Below are 15009 nucleotides of genomic sequence, written 5' to 3'. Positions count from 1 at the left end.
CGCGGCCCGAGGCTCACCCGCGGCGGCAGGGCTTGCCGCACGTATCTCTTGTTCGAGCGCAGCCAGATCGGCATCGAATGTTTCTTCGAACAACTGGCGTTGCTCGGCCGAGTAGGACTCGGTGCGCGCACCGAATTTGAGGCGCTTGAGCAGTGCGTTTTCGTGCGCGAGTTTCTCGATCGTGGTTTGCTTGAGCGTCACCTGGGCGATCAACTCGCGCGCCAGCGTACGCAGCTGAACTTCGGTGAGGGTGTCGAGGGATGACGTCGAAGTCATGGTGCACATCGTGCCCCATGAGGAGGGCGCCCGCCATTGGCGCAAGCGGCAATTGCCACGACCGCCAGCAGGCGGATCAGAGCGTGCGGATCACGCCTGCGTCCCCGACCCGGTGCCAGGGCAGGCCCACCACCAGCGCATCGAATTGTTCGCGCGACAAATCGCGGATCGCCGCCGCATCCCGTGGCCAGGCAAAGCGCCCCTGGTGCAGGCGCCGCGCAGCGAGCCACACGCCAAAGCCATCATGCACCAGCACCTTGATGCGGTCGGCACGGCGATTGGCAAAGAGATACGCGTGGTGCGGCATGATGTGCCCGAACACCCGCACCACGCGCGCGCTCACCGAATCCGTGCCGGCGCGCATGTCCAATGGCTCGACTGCGAGCCAGATCGCCTCGATGCGGATCACCGTAGCCACTCGGCAAGCCACGTCCCACATTCGGCCGCGGCGCTCGCGGGCCAACTCACGCTCACCGTGGCCGTGCCGCGACGCAGTTCGATGCGGATCTCGCTCGCTGCTGATGACTGCGCGGGCGACGGTGAGGATGTCACCGGCGCGGCTGTCGGGATCACCAAGGGAAGAAAGGCCGGCGCTTGCGCGACCGCCGGCAGCCCGCGCTGGGCCGCGCGCCGCCAGCGATGCACCAGGTTCGCATTGACCCCGTGACGCAAGGCCACCTGCGCTACCGAGGCGCCGACCGCTTCGCTCTCGGCGACAACCTTTGATTTGAATGCCGCACTATGCGCACGACGCGATCGACGTTGACTCTCTTGCATGGTGTCCACCAGTTTTCTTAGTGGACACTATCCTTCACGCCATCGGACGACGGCTCAAGATGGGTTTGGCGGACGGATACGTTGGGTCGGCAAGCGCGTCAGCACATCCTTGAGGTAGGCGTAGGGGTCGTGGCCGTTGAGCCGGGCCGATTGCACCAGGCTCATCACGGCGGAGGCCCGCTGGCCCGCGTGCAGGCTGCCGGCGAAGAGGCAGTTCTTGCGTCCGAGTGCGACCGGGCGGATCGCGTTCTCGACGCGGTTGTTATCAATCGGCAGCGCCCCGTCAAAGCCACTTGCGCCACCGAGGCGCCGACCGCTTCGCTATCGGCGACGACTTGGGCATTGAATGCCGCACTATGCACGCGACGGGACCGACGCTGACTCTCTTGCATGGTGTCCACCAGTTTTCTTAGTGGACACTTTCAGTTCGCGCATGCGGCGGCCGACTCAGTCGGCCAGCCGAGAGTGCCCGCATCGTTGGCACCCAGAGGGTTGTTGGCGCGCAGCAATATTGCGTCATGAGGGGGGCGGTCGGATCTGAATTGCGGGGCTTTTCCCCGCTTCATCGCCGTCTTTGGCTGGCGCCGCGTATCGATAATCCGCTATACGGAGTCAATGCGCCATGGCTGAAGACAGCGATCTCGAACGAACAGAACCAGCATCAGGCCGACGGCTTGAGCAAGCCCGCGAGGAGGGCAATGTTCCCCGTTCACGTGAACTCGGGAGCCTTGTCGTGCTCATGGCGGGCGTTCTGGCGCTGTGGGCGATGGGCGGGTGGCTGTTTGATCGCATGTTCCACCTCACGCGTGCGGGTCTGTTACTCGAACCCGCGCAGGCGAAAGATCCGGCGCAGATGCTGGTGGCGCTATACGAAATGTTTGCCGCCGGGTTGGTGACCCTGTTGCCGCTCTTTCTGGTGCTCACGATTGCCTCGATCGCATCGCCAATTGCGGTGGGCGGCTTCAACTATTCCAGCAAGGCCTATTCCTTCGACTTCGCGCGTCTCAATCCGGTGTCCGGTTTGATGCGGCTGTTCTCGGTCCACGGTTTGTCCGAGATGGTCAAGGCCATCCTCAAGGCGCTCTTGCTCGGCTATATCGGCTTCACGGTGATGAAGGCGCGCGGTGAAGAGTCGTTGCACCTGATGCAGATGGCGATCGAGCCGGGGCTGGTTGACTTCGCACAGATTCTGCTCGGTGCGTCGGTGACGCTGGTGTCTGGCCTGATCCTGATTGCGCTGGTCGATGTGCCATTTCAGCTCTGGCAGTACCACAGCAAGTTGAAGATGAGCAAAGACGAACTCAAGCAAGAGTTCAAGCAGTCGGAAGGTGATCCGCAGATCAAGGCGCGTATCCGCCAGCGCCAGCGCGAGATGGCGCGGCGCCGGATGATGCAGGAGGTGCCTACGGCCGATGTGGTGGTCACCAACCCGACCCACTATGCCGTTGCGATTCGGTATGACGGCGCCTCGATGCGTGCACCACGGGTGGTGGCCAAGGGCTGCGACCTCGTGGCCCAGCAGATTCGCGACGTCGCGCGTGCCAACCAGGTGCCCTTGCTCGAAGCGCCGCCGCTTGCGCGTGCGCTCTACCGCCATGCGGAAATCGGCGACGAAGTGCCGGCGGCGCTCTACACCGCGGTGGCAGAGGTGATGGCCTGGGTGTTCACGTTGCGCCACTCGGCCTCGCTCGGTACCACGCCGCCGCCCGAACCCACCCACATCCCAGTGCCGCCCAAACTTGACCCGGGCGCCGCGGCCGCGGGAGCACCCCAATGATCCTCATGCAGCGAAACACGCCCAGCCGCGCGTGCTTGCACACGTTTTGAAGGAGCCGACTGATGGCTAATCCAAGTACTTCGCTGGATCTGAAGGCGGTCTTCTCGCCCAGCAACATCAAGCAACTGGCGGCACCGATCCTGATCGTGATGGTGCTGGGCATGATGGTGCTGCCGCTGCCGGCCTTCATGCTCGACCTGCTGTTCACCTTCAACCTGGCGGTGGCCGTGATGGTGCTGCTGGTTGGCATGTACACCCGCAAGCCGCTCGATTTTTCGGCCTTCCCGACGGTGTTGCTGACAACCACCTTGTTGCGCCTGTCCTTGAACGTGGCGTCAACGCGGGTGGTGCTGCTGGAGGGGCATACCGGCCCGGATGCAGCAGGCAAGGTGATCGAGGCCTTCGGCCACTTCCTGGTCGGTGGCAACCTTGCGGTGGGGATCGTGGTGTTCATCATCCTCACGATCATCAACTTCGTGGTGATCACCAAGGGTGCCGGTCGTATCGCCGAAGTCGGCGCGCGTTTCACCCTGGATGCCATGCCCGGCAAACAGATGGCGATCGATGCCGATCTGAACGCGGGCCTGATCGACGACAAGGAAGCCAAGCGCCGCCGCTCTGAAATTTCGCAGGAGGCGGATTTCTACGGAGCGATGGACGGTGCGTCCAAGTTTGTTCGGGGCGATGCCGTCGCCGGCATCCTCATCATGGTGATCAACCTGATCGGCGGGCTGATTGTCGGCGTTGTCCAGCACGATTTGCCGGCCGCCGAAGCAGGCCGGGTCTATACCCTGCTGGCAATCGGTGATGGCCTGGTGGCGCAGCTGCCGGCGCTGGTGATCTCGGTTGCGGCAGGTATGGTGGTGTCGCGCGTCGGCGATGATCAGGACATTGGCGGGCAGGTCGTTGGCCAGGTCTTTGCGAATCCGATGGTGCTATTGCTGACCTCGGTGATCCTCGGAATGATGGGTCTGATTCCTGGCATGCCCAACTTCTCGTTCTTGCTGCTTGCCGGCTTGTTTGGTTGGGGCGCATGGCACTTGAGCAAGAAGGCGCAGAACGAAGCCGCGGCGGCGGAATCTTTTGCACCCGCGGGCCCGGCGGCGCCGGTTGAATCGAACGAGGCGAGCTGGGCCGATGTCACGCCGGTCGATGTGCTGGGCCTGGAAGTGGGCTACCGGCTCATTCCGATGGTCGACAAGGGGCAGGATGGTGAGCTGCTGCGCCGCATTCGCGGTTTGCGCAAGAAGTTCGCACAGGACGTGGGCTTTCTTGCAGCGCCGGTGCACATCCGCGACAACCTCGAACTGCGGCCCAACGGCTACCGGATCACGCTCAAGGGGGTCGAGATCGGCTCGGGTGAGGCTTACCCGGGCATGTTCCTCGCGATCAACCCGGGCCGAGTCAGTGGCAGCTTGCCGGGCAACCAGACACGCGATCCGGCCTTTGGCTTGCCGGCGATCTGGATCGAGGCGGGCTTGCGCGAACAGGCGCACGCCATGGGTTACACCGTCGTGGATGCCAGCACGGTGGTGGCCACTCACCTGAACCACGTGATCATCGGCAACTCGGCCGATCTGCTCGGGCGGCACGAAACCCAGGCCTTGCTCGACCACATCGCCAAGGATTCGCCCAAGCTGGTCGAAGATCTGGTGCCCAAGCTCATGCCGCTGCATGTGCTGCAGCGCGTGTTGCAGTACCTGCTGGAAGAGGGCGTCAACATCCGCGACATGCGCACGATCATCGAATCGTTGGCCGAGCAGGCCACACGCACGCAGGACCCGCTGGAGCTGGCGGCGCGGGTCCGTACCGCGCTGGGTCGTGCGATCGTGCAGCAGATGTTCCCGGCCGGCGCCGAACTGCAGGTGATGGCGCTCGACCCCACGCTCGAACGCCTGTTGTTGCAGGCCATGCAGTCGGGCGGCGGCGAAGGTGCACTCGAACCCAGCCTGGCCGACAACCTGATGCGCGAAGCCGCCAACGCGGCCCAGCGGCAGGAAGATCTGGGTCTGCCGCCGGTCTTGCTGGTGCCCAATCAGCTGCGCTGGCTGCTGTCACGCTTCCTGCGGCGCGCCGTGCCGAACATGCGCGTGCTGGCCAATTCCGAAGTCCCCGAGTCGCGCAACATCCGCGTCACCGCCATCATCGGCGGCAAGAACTAAGGCGCTTGCGTCTCACCTCACGGATGGCGCCCGCGGGCGCCATCTTCTTTGCAAGCTCGATGCGGCAGAAATGGCCGGTTTTTACCGGCGTGTTCTGCCGCTTGCGCTAGCGCCCCTGCCGCAATAATCCAATCCAAGCAGGTCCAAGCGTTTCTTGTGGCAACTGGAACGCGGCTTGCTCAGAACCGAGATACCGCTCGTGGCCCGCGCCGCGATCGAACTGTGGCACTGGAGGTGAGAGATGATCAACGTCAAGCGTTACTACGGCCGCACTGCACGTGACGCGCTTCGGCTGGTGAAGGAAGAGCTCGGCAACGATGCCGTCGTGCTCTCCAATCGCGCGGTTGATGGCGGGGTCGAAATCCTTGCCTTGCCCAGTGAAGAAGTGGGGGCGGTGCAAGCGAGCATGCGCGCCCATCAACAGCCGCAGGCGGCGGCGCCCGCACCCGCCCCGGATCTTCGCGCTGCCGTGCCGGCCGCAAGGGCGTCACAGCACAGCCCGCAGCCCGCGCTGCGGCCCGAAGCCCGGCCCGAAGCGCGCGCCATGGCCGCGCGGCAGGCGCCGGAGCAAGCCGCGGATGAGTCGGATTTCCGTGTCAGCCTGAGTACCCGGATCGCCCGCGCCAATGCTGCCGATGCCGCATTGCCCCAAGGCTTGATCGAGGGTGTGCCGCATGCGGTGAGCGACCCGCGTGCGCAGATCCGCCCCTTCATGCCGCCGCGGGTTGACCGCAGCGGCCGGCCGGTTGAACCGCCGCTTGAGCGTACCTCGCCGCCGGAAGATCCCTGGGCGCAGCGTGCCGAGTTCCGCGCTGAAACCTACGACGACCCGCCACGGCCGCGGCGCCCGCAAGCGGAGCCCACGCCGCCGCGGCGCGACCGCCAGATCGAACAGCGCGCCGCCGAACTGGCCGCACGCATGGCTGCCGAGAGTGCGGATGCCGAGAAGGTGCGCGCGCTGGAAGCGGCCAACGCGAAGATGGCCGAAGAGATGGGCGCGATCCGCGGCATGATCGAACGCCAACTGGCCGGATTCGCGTGGGGCGAGCTGACCCGCGGCGCGCCGGTTCGGGCACAAATCATGAGCGAACTGCTGGAAGCGGGCTTCTCCGCCCAGCTTTCGCGTGAGCTGACCGAAGTCGTGCCGGGCGAGGTCAGCGCCGACCAGGCGCGCACGCTGGTGCGCAGCCAGATCAGCCGCCGCATGCTGACGCTCGAATCCGAATCGGATCTGATCGAGCGCGGTGGTGTGTATGCGTTGGTGGGCCCGACCGGCGTGGGCAAAACCACCACCGCCGCCAAGCTGGCCGCGCGCTGCGTGGTACGCCATGGCGCCGAGCGCCTAGCACTGATCACCACCGACGGTTACCGGATCGGCGCCCATGAACAACTGCGCATCTACGGTCGCATCCTCGGCGTGCAGGTTCACACCGTCCGCGACGCTTCGGAACTGCGCCGCACGCTGCAGGATCTGGCCGGCAAACACATGGTCCTGATCGACACGATCGGCATGAGCCAGCGCGACAAGATGGTCGCCGAGCAGGCCGCCATGCTCTCGGGCGCCGGCTGCGTGCGCCGGCTGCTGCTGCTCAATTCCACCAGCCGTGGCGACACGCTTGAAGATGTGGTGCGTGCCTACGAGGGCCCGGATCTGGCTGGCTGCATCCTCACCAAGACCGACGAAGCCGCGTCGCTGGCGCCGGCGCTGGACGTGATGATTCGCCATGAGCTGCGCGGCTACTACATCGCCAACGGCCAGCGTGTGCCGGAAGACCTGCATCTGCCCAACCGTGCCTGGCTGACGCACCGCGCCTTGCGTGAGCTGGCGCCAGATTCGCCCTTCCGGCTGACCCCGGAGGATGCCGGCCTGCTCAGCTCCGCACCGCGTTCGAACGGCGGGGAAGGAGCGCGCGCATGAAGGCCGGATTCGAAGACCAAGCCGCAGGCCTGCGCCGTTTGCTCCGCACTGCGCCGCCGCAGGTGGTTGCGGTGGCCGCCTTTGGCGCCGGTGCCATGCGCTGGCTGGCCGGGCAGGCCCTCACCCGGGCCCAGGGCGGACGGCAAGTGACCGTGTTCGACGAGGTGGCCACCAGCGGAAATCTTGCCGACGCTTTGGGCGCCGCCGGGCGTTTCGATCTGCTGCAGGCGGTCGAGCGGCATGTGGCACTCGATGCGGTACGCGTGGATGCCGGGCCGGGGCTATCGCTCTACCCGGCGGCGCGCTTGGCACGTGCGCTCGACAACGCCGACCGGGTGACGGCGGAGCGCTTCGCCGAGGCATGCCGGTCTTTGCAACGCGGCAGCGACTTGTGGCTGATTCACGCGCGGCCGGATGACCGTGTGCTCTCGCCGCTTGCGAGCGCGGCGCACCGGATGGTGGTGGCGGTGGATGGATCGCCGCGCGCGATCACCGAAGCCTATGCGCTGATCAAGCGGCTGGACGGCGGGCCCTGGCCGCAGATCGACCTGGCGCTGGCTTCGCCGCGTGATGAGGATGAGGCCGAAGCCTTGCTGGCGAATCTGGTGCTGGTGGGCCATCGGCAGACCGGGCTTGCCTTGCGGCGCGTGCATGGGCTGGAGGCCAGCGCAGTGGCTGCCGCGGCGGTATCGGGCACGGCGGTGGATGGGGTGTTTCTGGACCGCGTGCTGGGCTTGGCGCGGCGTCGGCAGCGGGCGTCGATGGCGCTGGCCATCTGACACCTTGGGCTGGGCCTGAAAAAAGATCAAAAAGGGCTCAATTTCCCTCTCAGGCGGCCGATAGTACTGACAGTAACGGCAGGGAGGCGTCGTCCGGCGCCTCAGACGAGACCGTAATCGAGAGAGCCAGAGAAGATGTATACCGCATCGGGAACGCTAGACAAGAATCAACTGGTGACGCAATACGTTCCGCTGGTCAAACGGATTGCTTACCACTTGATGGCCAAGTTGCCTGCCAGCGTGCAGGTTGAAGACATCATCCAGAACGGCATGCTGGGCTTGCTGGATGCGATCGGGCGCTACGAAGAGGGCCTCGGCGCGCAGTTCGAGACCTACGCGGTGCAGCGGATACGCGGCGCCATGCTCGACGGACTGCGCGAAAACGATTGGTTGCCACGCAGCCTGCGGCGCGAAATGCGCCGGATCGAAGGCGCGATCCATCAGCTCGAGCAGCGCCACGGGCGCCAGCCCACCGAGCGCGAGTTGGCCGAAACGCTCGGCATGAGCCTGCCCGACTACCAGAAAATGCTGCAGGAAGCGCGTGGCTACCAACTGGTGTATTTCGAGGATTTCAGCGACGAGGAAGAGGAAGATTTCCTCGAACGCCATGTCGCCGGCTCCGAGGCCGATCCGTTGGAAATGCTTGAGGACAAAACCATGCGCGACACCCTGATCAAGGCGATCGACGACCTGCCTGAGCGCGAGAAGATGGTGATGGGTCTTTACTACGAAGAAGACCTTAACCTTCGCGAGATCGGCGAAGTGCTCGGGGTATCGGAGTCGCGTGTCTGTCAGTTGCACAGCCAGGCGATCGCGCGCCTGCGCTCACGTATCACGGGTAACGTGCGCGCCAGCGCGGCTGCTGCGCGCGGCCGCCGGGCATCGGTGTAAGCCGGGATCGCGTTCGTGGACAAAATCAGCATTGCCGGTCTGCTGCTTGGCCTGATTGCGATTGTTGGCGGGCAAGTGCTCGAAGGCGGGCATGTCGGCTCGCTCGTGCAGCCCACGGCATTCATGATCGTGATCGGCGGCACGCTGGGCGCGGTGATGCTGCAAAGCCCCTTCAACGTCTTTCGCCAGGGCTTGCGGATGGGGGCCTGGGTGTTCAAGCCCCCGGTGCCGCCGTTTCGCCGTGTGATCGAACAGATCGTTTCCTGGAGTTCCATTGCACGCAAGGAAGGCTTGCTTGCGCTCGAAGGCCAGGCAAGCGGCACCAAGGATCCGTTTGCGGCCAAGGGATTGCAGTTGCTGGTTGATGGTGTTGAGCCGGAGCGCTTGCGCGAGGTGCTGGAAGTCGAGATCGGCGCATGGGAGCAGCAGCTCAAAACCAGCGCCAAGATCTGGGAGGCCGCAGGCGGCTATGCGCCGACCATCGGCATTCTGGGGGCGGTGATGGGCCTCATTCATGTGATGGAAAACCTCTCCGACCCGTCCAAGCTCGGCGCGGGGATCGCGGTGGCATTTGTCGCGACGATCTACGGGGTGGGCTCGGCCAACCTGATCTTCCTGCCGGTGGCCAAGAAGCTGCTGGCCCATGTCGGCCAACTCGTTGCGGTGCGCGAGATGATGGTCGATGGCCTGGTGGGCATCGCCCACGGCGACAACCCGCGCATCATCGAAACCCGCCTGCAGGGCTACATCACCTGAGCTGCTGCTCAAGTTGGCGCGGTTCCTGCCGTTCTAGACTTCATCGCAGTCAGGATCGGACACCGCCATGGCAGGCCGCCGCAAGCACGAAGAAGAGCACGAGAACCACGAACGCTGGCTGGTTTCCTACGCCGACTTCATTACCCTTCTGTTCGCCTTCTTTGTGGTGATGTACGCCCTGAGTTCAATCAACGAGGGCAAGTATCGCGTGCTCTCCAATTCGCTGGTCAGTGCGTTTCGCAGTGTGAGCACGAACGCCGATGGCATGCAGATCGTGCCGCGCGCATCCATTGCGGGCGCAGTGCCTCAGCAAAGCAAGGTGCAGAAGGCTATGCCGGACGAGACGCCGGCGCGAGCCCAGGCGCGGCAGCAGATGAAGTCGATGGCCGAGCAGGTCCGGCGGGTGCTGGAGCCGCTGGTGCGTGGCGGGCAGGTCACCGTGAACGAAGGCGTGCATGGCATCTCGATCGAGATCAATGCCAGCGCACTGTTCAATCCGGGTGAGGCCCTGCTGGGGGCCGAGGCCTACGCGGCGCTCAGCGCGGTGGGGTCGGTCGTGGCGCAGGGGGACTTCCCGATCCGCGTTGAAGGGCATACCGACAACATTCCGATCGCGAACAGCGCTTTTGCATCGAACTGGGAGCTTTCAGCCGTCCGTGCCAGTTCGGTGGTGCGGCTCTTCATTGACGCTGGCGTGGATGCCCGGCGGATGACCGTTGCGGGCTATGCCGATCAGCGCCCGGTGGCCGACAACAGCACCGCCGATGGCCGCCTGCGCAATCGCCGGGTCAGTATTCATGTCGAATCGATGCTGCCGCCGGTGGCCGAAGGGCCGACGGTCGGCCCGGTGACGCCGTCGTCGGGTGGCGGCGCCTTGGGGGCGACACTGCCTGAATAGGGTCTGGTTCGGGGCGCTGTAAGGGGGGGCAGCCGGTTTTCGCGCTGCGGGCGGATCAGGCCCGGCCGAACAGGCGCCCGCTTGGGCGCGCCGAAGACATCCCGCTGGCGTCGTATAGATTGGGGCCGCTGTTTGCGAGCAGGATCGCCATGGCTTGCTGGCTTGCGCGCAGCTGATCGCGGATGAAGGTGCCGTTGCGCTGGTTCATCGCTTGCGCGGTGGCGGCCAGTTCGAGGTAACGCGCCCAGGCCTTGCGGCCTGCATCCGGCAAGGTTTCGATGAAGCTTGTCACCTTGCCGTGCCGTGCATCAATGCCAGCCCGCCCAAGCAGCATTGCGCGGGCGTTCTCCGATTGCTGCAACTGGCGCACGGCCGCCGTCTTGTCTTCCGCCAAGGCCAGCAGCGCTTCGACGCGGGTGGCGAGCAGCATTTCGTGCTCGTCTTCCAGTAAACGGACAAACCGCTCCAGCTGGCCGATTGATTCGGCCAGCAGAGCGGAAAACTGTGCCTGGAGCAGTGCGTTCGGGTTCAGACGTTGCTTTCAGCGCGGGGCGTTTCAGGCATCACGCTTGGCGCGGTTGTGCCTGAAGCATCTGGCGAACACTCTCAAGCAGCCCGTCGGCTACCTTGTCCGGGTTGACGCGGAAGCGCCCCTCGGAAATGGCTTGCTTGAGTTCGCCCACTTTGGCCGCGTCCACTTCGGGCACGTTGGCAATGGCGCCTTCGAGTTGCTGCAGGCGGGCTCCGAGCGACGAAACGTCGACTTTCGAGCCGCCTTCGGCGCCTGGTTTCGCTACACGCTCTTGCGGACCTCGCGCCTTTACTTCGCCCGCTGGGGCGGCGCCCTTGTATGAACCTTCGATTTTCATGATGTCGCTCCTGTTATGCCTTTTCAAAGCGCCCGCGGGCGTGGCGACCTGTAGGGTTGCACCACCCGTGTTTGCTTCTTCGGCTTGTTGTCAGGTTTAACGGCGCTATCGCACGGAACTTTAAACATTTTTTGATGCTGAATGCCTACTGGCCGACCTCAACGCGGCCACCGGCGCGGGCCACGCCTTGCAGCACCCGGCCCGAATCGAGCCGCACCTGCACCACTTGCCCTTCGGCCGCGGCGGCAAGCGCGACGCCTTCGTTGGCTACCTCAAAACCGCCGCCACTGCTTGTGACCCGAACGCGCTGCCCGCGTTCCACGGCTTGCACCACCAGCAGCTGGTTGCTGCGCAAGGCAAGCCCGCCGGACACCGGCTGACGCAGCGTTCGCCCGAGCGCCTGGCTTGGGTCGGTCAGCACGCCGGGGGGCTGGCTGGCGATATCGCCGGTGCGGATCTCCCAGTCTGCCGATTCAAGCCTGGCCCCGGCCGCGAGCGGGCGGGCGGCAACCAGATAGCTGCCTTCAATGACAACCCGCGCCGGCACGTACATCGCCCATGACGGCGCCGCGCAACGCACGCCGACGGTGGTTTTGCCCCAGGCGCGCTGCCCGGCCGGCAAGCCCAGTTGCAGGGCCGGGCATGGCTTTGCATTACGGGGGATCGCGTTCTCGCCGATTTGCACGCTGACGCGGCCGGGGAAGGCGGCCGCTTCGCGGGCGAGGTAGGTGGTGACGGCGGAGTGGATGGCCGCCTGGGCTTCGCTCATGGCCGCCTGGCTCGCGCCCGGCGTGAGGGCGGCGAGCAGCGTGGCGCAGGGCAGGGCGGTGAGGTAGCGGCGGAGGCTCGGTCTCATGGGCCCGATTGTCACACGGCGGCCGATTGCCGCGCGAGGCGGCAAGGCTTGCCGGCCCTGGCGGCAGCAAGTGCATGAATTGCCGCCCGAATGCCTGTCTATTCGCCGCAAGGGCTGATGCCGACGGCGCTGACAATGCTGGCACGGAAGCTGCAAAGCATGGCTTGGGTGAATCGGCCCGCCTTTGCAGACCGAGCCACCAGGAGAAATGCGATGACCATGACCGCGATTGACCGTCACCTTGGATTCCAGCAAGCCGCACTCAATGCGCGTGCCTATCGCCAGGAGTTGCTCGCAGCCAACATCGCCAATGCCGACACCCCGCACTACAAGGCGCGGGACATCGACTTCAAGGAGGCTCTCATGGGGGCACTGAATGGCAAGGTCAAGCCGCTTGCACTGGCAACCAGCGCGCCGCGGCATATCGAAGGGGGTGAGAAATCGCCGATGACGCCCTTCGTCAAGTACCGCACCGAGCATCAATCGGCAGTCGATGGCAACACCGTCGATATGGATACCGAACGGGCCGCGTTTGCGGAGAACGCCGTGCAGTACGAGGCCAGCCTGACCTTCATCAACGGGCTGATGCGTTCGATGCAGCAGGCGATTGCCGGCCAGTAAGCGGAGATCGCGATCATGAGCATGCTCACCGTATTCAATGTTGCCGGGTCTGCGCTCAGCGCACAGTCGGTTCGCCTCAACGCCGTCGCCAGCAATATGGCCAACGCGGAAAGCGTGGTTCAGGCAAACGGCCAGCCCTACCGCGCCAAGCAGGTGGTGTTCCAGGCCACCCCGATGGGCAACGGTGCGTCGATGGGCGTGCAGGTCAAGCAGGTGGTGGAGTCGGCCGCGCCGCCCCGCACCGTGTATGACCCGAAGAACCCGGCTGCCAACGCCGATGGGTATGTGCAAATGCCCAACGTCGATGTGGTTGAAGAGATGGTGAACATGCTCTCGGCGTCGCGTTCGTACCAGACCAACGCTGAAGTCATGAACACCGCCAAGACCCTGATGCAGCGCACGCTGCAAATTGGTCAGGGTTAAGCAGGAGTAGCACATGTTCATCCAGTCAAACACCAGCAAAACGTCTGGCAGCGGCGTCGTCAGTTCGGATCTGCTCGATTCGATCAACGGCAAGCGCACCGCCAAGACCAAGGAAGAGGAAGCGCTCTCGCAGGATCGTTTCCTGACCATGCTGACCACGCAGTTGAAGAATCAGGACCCGTTGAACCCGATGGACAACGCCGAGATGACTTCGCAACTGGCGCAGATCAGCACGGTCGATGGGCTCAAGAAGGTCAACAGCACGCTTGAGTCGATGCTTGGCAGCTTCCAGCAGAACGAGACGATGCAGGCGGCGGCCATGGTCGGCCGGGGTGTGCTGGTGGCTGGCAAGGGCTTGCAGCTTTACGAAGGGCAGGCGCTCGGTGGCGTCGATCTGAGCAAGCCGGCCGACAAGGTGGTGGTGACGATCCGTGACCCGCAAGGCCATGACGTGCGCCGGATTGATCTGGGCGACATGGAAGCCGGCTCGCACGTTTTCACCTGGGACGGCAAGACCGATGCAGGCGAGGCTGCCGCGGCCGGCAACTACACCGTCAGCGTGAGTGCGACGCAGGGCGACGCCAAGGTTGATGCGGCCGCGCTGCAACTGGGTACGGTCAGCAGCGTGGTGCGCGGCGCCAAGAACATCGAAATCGAGGTCGGCCGTCTGGGTACGTTCTCGATGTCAGACATCAAGCGAATTCTGTCCTGAGCGGGCGAGGAGAAGAACCATGGCATTCCAGCAAGGCCTCAGCGGGCTCAACGGCGCATCGAAAGCGCTTGATGTCATCAGCAACAACGTGGCCAACACCAGCACGATCGGCTTCAAGAGCGCGCAGACCAAATTCGGCGATGTGTATGCCGCGGCGCTAAACGGTGCGGCGGCCGGTGTGCAGGTGGGTATCGGCGTGAACGTGGGCGGGGTGTCGCAACTGTTCAACCAGGGCAACATCACGCCGACCGGCAACCCGCTGGATCTGGCGATCAACGGCAACGGCTTCTTCCGCGTGCAGCAGCCTAGTGGCGCGATTTCATACACCCGTAACGGGCAGTTCGAAATCGACAAGAGTGGCTACATCGTCAACACCGCCGGCTATCGTTTGCAAGGCTATCCGGCCAATGCGCTGGGCGTGATCCTGCCGGCAACGCCGACCGACATCTTTCTGGATACCGCCGACTTGCAGCCCAAGCAGACCGAATCGGTGCGCCTGGGGCTGAACCTGGATTCGCGCCAGGCCGTGCCGTCGGTGCCATTCACCAGTACGCCCGCAGTACCGCTGCCCGATCCGCTCTCGTACAACTCATCGACTTCGGTCTCGATCTTCGACTCGCTGGGCAATTCGCACATCTACACGATGTACTTCGTCAAGGCGGGCGGTGGCTCCTGGAACATGCACACCTCGGTGGATGGCGCTGCGGCGACCGGGCCGGTTGCGCTGAACTTCGATACTTCGGGCGCGCTCTCGACAACCATGCCGATAGCCGTGACGGCGACCATTGCGCCGTCCTTCGGCGCGGTGTCTCCGATACCGTTTAATCTGGATTTCACTGGCTCCTCGCAGTACGGCAGCGCGTTCGGCATCAACCGCCAGACGCAGGATGGCTTTGCCTCGGGCCGGTTGTCGGGCATCACGATTGCGCAGGACGGCACGATCCAGGGCCGTTACAGCAACGGCCAGTCGAAGATCCTTGGGCAGACCGTGCTGGCGAGCTTTGCCAACCCGAACGGCCTGCTGTCTCTGGGCCAGAACCTGTGGGGCGAGTCGCCTGAGTCTGGCCAGCCGCTGGTCGGCAGCCCTGGGTCTGGCAGCCTGGGCCTGGTGCAGGCGGGCGCGGTAGAGGAATCGAACGTGGATATCACGTCGGCCCTGGTCGACATGATTACCCAGCAGCGCAGTTACCAGGCGAATTCGCAATCGATCAAGACGCAAGACCAGATCCTGCAGACCCTGGTGAATCTGCGTTAAGGCCTGGCTGAGGAGAGGTTGTTCCCGCACGTAGCCACA

17 protein-coding genes and 1 pseudogene are annotated in these 15009 nt (G+C 64.6%); 11 read left to right on the top strand and 7 right to left on the bottom strand.

What is annotated here, in order from left to right; all coding sequences use genetic code 11:
* The 4 genes and pseudogenes from OPU71_RS17765 to OPU71_RS17750 all read right to left on the bottom strand — a co-directional run.
* Positions 1-276 (bottom strand): transposase (locus tag OPU71_RS17765; protein ID WP_267729400.1); only part of this gene is annotated, 276 nt, incomplete at its 3' end.
* A 76-nt stretch (positions 277-352) separates the two neighbouring features.
* Complete coding sequence (gene tnpB / locus OPU71_RS17760) at positions 353-694, bottom strand: IS66 family insertion sequence element accessory protein TnpB (protein ID WP_267729399.1); 342 nt, start codon at positions 692-694, stop codon at positions 353-355.
* Complete coding sequence (gene tnpA, locus OPU71_RS17755) at positions 682-1053, bottom strand: IS66-like element accessory protein TnpA (RefSeq protein ID WP_267729398.1); 372 nt, start codon at positions 1051-1053, stop codon at positions 682-684. Before tnpA ends, tnpB begins: the two co-directional genes overlap by 13 nt.
* Positions 1054-1107: 54 nt before the next feature.
* A pseudogene (locus tag OPU71_RS17750) lies at positions 1108-1338 on the bottom strand (transposase domain-containing protein); the annotation flags it as partial.
* 337 nt (positions 1339-1675) lie between these two features.
* Between OPU71_RS17750 and flhB the strand changes: the two are divergent.
* The 7 genes from flhB to motD all read left to right on the top strand — a co-directional run bounded on the left by flhB (position 1676) and on the right by motD (position 10234).
* Complete coding sequence (gene flhB, locus OPU71_RS17745; RefSeq protein WP_267729397.1) at positions 1676-2830, top strand: flagellar biosynthesis protein FlhB; 1155 nt, start codon at positions 1676-1678, stop codon at positions 2828-2830.
* A 62-nt stretch (positions 2831-2892) separates the two neighbouring features.
* On the top strand, positions 2893-4992 hold the full coding sequence (gene flhA / locus OPU71_RS17740) for a flagellar biosynthesis protein FlhA (RefSeq protein ID WP_267729396.1): 2100 nt from the start codon (positions 2893-2895) through the stop codon (positions 4990-4992).
* Positions 4993-5233: 241 nt separating this feature from the next.
* Positions 5234-6910, top strand: coding sequence for a flagellar biosynthesis protein FlhF (gene flhF / locus OPU71_RS17735; protein WP_267729395.1), 1677 nt, complete (start codon positions 5234-5236; stop codon positions 6908-6910).
* A complete protein-coding gene (locus OPU71_RS17730; RefSeq protein ID WP_267729394.1) occupies positions 6907-7689 on the top strand; it encodes a MinD/ParA family ATP-binding protein in 783 nt (260 codons plus the stop codon). Before flhF ends, OPU71_RS17730 begins: the two co-directional genes overlap by 4 nt.
* A gap of 135 nt (positions 7690-7824) precedes the next feature.
* Entirely contained in the window at positions 7825-8580 is a 756-nt protein-coding gene (locus OPU71_RS17725) for an RNA polymerase sigma factor FliA (RefSeq protein WP_267729393.1), read from the top strand.
* A 15-nt stretch (positions 8581-8595) separates the two neighbouring features.
* Complete coding sequence (locus OPU71_RS17720) at positions 8596-9336, top strand: flagellar motor protein (protein ID WP_267729392.1); 741 nt, start codon at positions 8596-8598, stop codon at positions 9334-9336.
* A 67-nt stretch (positions 9337-9403) separates the two neighbouring features.
* Positions 9404-10234, top strand: a complete 831-nt coding sequence (gene motD, locus OPU71_RS17715; protein ID WP_267729391.1) for a flagellar motor protein MotD — start codon at positions 9404-9406, stop codon at positions 10232-10234.
* Positions 10235-10289: 55 nt separating this feature from the next.
* Here motD and OPU71_RS17710 read toward each other — a convergent pair whose 3' ends face one another.
* From OPU71_RS17710 to flgA, 3 genes are all read right to left on the bottom strand, one after another.
* A complete protein-coding gene (locus OPU71_RS17710) occupies positions 10290-10727 on the bottom strand; it encodes a flagella synthesis protein FlgN (protein ID WP_267729403.1) in 438 nt (145 codons plus the stop codon).
* Positions 10728-10797: 70 nt separating this feature from the next.
* Positions 10798-11103, bottom strand: coding sequence for a flagellar biosynthesis anti-sigma factor FlgM (flgM, locus tag OPU71_RS17705; RefSeq protein ID WP_267729390.1), 306 nt, complete (start codon positions 11101-11103; stop codon positions 10798-10800).
* A gap of 145 nt (positions 11104-11248) precedes the next feature.
* The gene (gene flgA, locus OPU71_RS17700; RefSeq protein ID WP_267729389.1) at positions 11249-11959 is read right to left on the bottom strand and encodes a flagellar basal body P-ring formation chaperone FlgA; all 711 of its coding nucleotides are present in this window, start codon (positions 11957-11959) and stop codon (positions 11249-11251) included.
* A 213-nt stretch (positions 11960-12172) separates the two neighbouring features.
* On the opposite strand from flgA, the gene flgB reads away from it, so the two are divergent.
* Genes flgB through flgE form a run of 4 tightly spaced genes read left to right on the top strand, consistent with a single transcriptional unit; the run spans position 12173 to position 14970 of the window.
* Entirely contained in the window at positions 12173-12580 is a 408-nt protein-coding gene (flgB, locus tag OPU71_RS17695) for a flagellar basal body rod protein FlgB (RefSeq protein WP_267729388.1), read from the top strand.
* A 15-nt stretch (positions 12581-12595) separates the two neighbouring features.
* Positions 12596-13003 carry a flagellar basal body rod protein FlgC gene (gene flgC, locus OPU71_RS17690; protein WP_267729387.1) on the top strand — a complete coding sequence of 136 codons (408 nt, stop codon included), beginning with the start codon at positions 12596-12598 and terminating at the stop codon, positions 13001-13003.
* A 13-nt stretch (positions 13004-13016) separates the two neighbouring features.
* The gene (locus OPU71_RS17685) at positions 13017-13715 is read left to right on the top strand and encodes a flagellar hook assembly protein FlgD (RefSeq protein ID WP_267729386.1); all 699 of its coding nucleotides are present in this window, start codon (positions 13017-13019) and stop codon (positions 13713-13715) included.
* Between the two features lie 19 nt (positions 13716-13734).
* Positions 13735-14970 carry a flagellar hook protein FlgE gene (gene flgE / locus OPU71_RS17680; protein WP_267729385.1) on the top strand — a complete coding sequence of 412 codons (1236 nt, stop codon included), beginning with the start codon at positions 13735-13737 and terminating at the stop codon, positions 14968-14970.
* Positions 14971-15009: the final 39 nt, after the last annotated feature.

Origin of the sequence: Niveibacterium sp. 24ML (assembly GCF_026586805.1) — a bacterium.
Lineage (GTDB): Bacteria > Pseudomonadota > Gammaproteobacteria > Burkholderiales > Rhodocyclaceae > Niveibacterium.
The sequence above is the reverse complement of the archived record's forward strand: the minus strand, read 5'-3'. Positions and strand labels throughout refer to the sequence as shown.

Excerpts from the sequence above, each read along its gene's own strand:
- tnpA (WP_267729398.1), bottom strand. The coding sequence starts at position 1,053 with ATGCAAGAGAGTCAACGTCGATCGCGTCGTGCGCATAGTGCGGCATTC.
- flhB (WP_267729397.1), top strand. The coding sequence starts at position 1,676 with ATGGCTGAAGACAGCGATCTCGAACGAACAGAACCAGCATCAGGCCGA.
- flhA (WP_267729396.1), top strand. The coding sequence starts at position 2,893 with ATGGCTAATCCAAGTACTTCGCTGGATCTGAAGGCGGTCTTCTCGCCC.
- flhF (WP_267729395.1), top strand. The coding sequence starts at position 5,234 with ATGATCAACGTCAAGCGTTACTACGGCCGCACTGCACGTGACGCGCTT.
- OPU71_RS17730 (WP_267729394.1), top strand. The coding sequence starts at position 6,907 with ATGAAGGCCGGATTCGAAGACCAAGCCGCAGGCCTGCGCCGTTTGCTC.
- OPU71_RS17725 (WP_267729393.1), top strand. The coding sequence starts at position 7,825 with ATGTATACCGCATCGGGAACGCTAGACAAGAATCAACTGGTGACGCAA.
- motD (WP_267729391.1), top strand. The coding sequence starts at position 9,404 with ATGGCAGGCCGCCGCAAGCACGAAGAAGAGCACGAGAACCACGAACGC.
- flgM (WP_267729390.1), bottom strand. The coding sequence starts at position 11,103 with ATGAAAATCGAAGGTTCATACAAGGGCGCCGCCCCAGCGGGCGAAGTA.
- flgA (WP_267729389.1), bottom strand. The coding sequence starts at position 11,959 with ATGAGACCGAGCCTCCGCCGCTACCTCACCGCCCTGCCCTGCGCCACG.
- flgB (WP_267729388.1), top strand. The coding sequence starts at position 12,173 with ATGACCATGACCGCGATTGACCGTCACCTTGGATTCCAGCAAGCCGCA.
- flgC (WP_267729387.1), top strand. The coding sequence starts at position 12,596 with ATGAGCATGCTCACCGTATTCAATGTTGCCGGGTCTGCGCTCAGCGCA.
- OPU71_RS17685 (WP_267729386.1), top strand. The coding sequence starts at position 13,017 with ATGTTCATCCAGTCAAACACCAGCAAAACGTCTGGCAGCGGCGTCGTC.
- flgE (WP_267729385.1), top strand. The coding sequence starts at position 13,735 with ATGGCATTCCAGCAAGGCCTCAGCGGGCTCAACGGCGCATCGAAAGCG.